The organism is Rhodococcus sp. IEGM 1351, assembly GCF_030056875.1.
In the GTDB taxonomy this organism is placed as follows: domain Bacteria; phylum Actinomycetota; class Actinomycetes; order Mycobacteriales; family Mycobacteriaceae; genus Rhodococcus_F; species Rhodococcus_F opacus.
This window is the reverse complement of sequence record NZ_JASHKU010000099.1, coordinates 1-680: the sequence shown is the minus strand read 5'-3', so window position 1 is coordinate 680 and position 680 is coordinate 1. Positions and strand designations below refer to the sequence as shown.

At 68.2% G+C, this 680-nt stretch carries 1 protein-coding gene; it reads left to right on the top strand.

Annotation, left to right across the window (positions count from 1 at the left end; all coding sequences use genetic code 11):
• Positions 1–680 (top strand): VOC family protein (locus tag QM806_RS40935; RefSeq protein WP_283295050.1); only part of this gene is annotated, 680 nt, incomplete at both ends.

The window sequence follows — 680 nt, the reverse complement described above, 5'->3', positions numbered from 1 at the left end:
ATGACGATCGAGCAGACTCTCACCGACAAGGAACGCCTGGCAGGTCTCGACCTCGGCCAGCTCGAGCAGCTGGTCGGGCTCGTCGAATACGACGGCACCCGCGATCCGTTCCCGGTCAGCGGCTGGGACGCCGTCGTCTGGGTGGTCGGCAACGCCACCCAGACCGCCCACTACTTCCAGTCCGCGTTCGGGATGACCCTCGTCGCCTACTCCGGACCCACCACCGGCAACCGCGACCACCACAGTTTCGTCCTCGAATCCGGTGCCGTCCGCTTCGTCATCCAGGGCGCCGTCGACCCCCAGAGTCCGCTGATCGAGCACCACCGCACCCACGGCGACGGCGTCGTCGACATCGCCCTCGCCGTCCCCGACGTCGACAAATGCATCGCCCACGCCCGCGCCCAGGGCGCCACCGTCCTCGACGAACCGCACGAGGTGACCGACGAGCACGGCACCGTCCGCCTCGCCGCGATCGCCACCTACGGCGACACCCGCCACACCCTCGTCGACCGCAACAACTACACCGGCCCCTACCTACCCGGCTACATCGCCCGCACGTCGTCGCACACCAAACGCGACGGCGCCCCCAAACGCCTGTTCCAGGCCCTCGACCACGTCGTCGGCAACGTCGAACTCGGCAAGATGGACCACTGGGTCGACTTCTACAACCGGGTCATGGG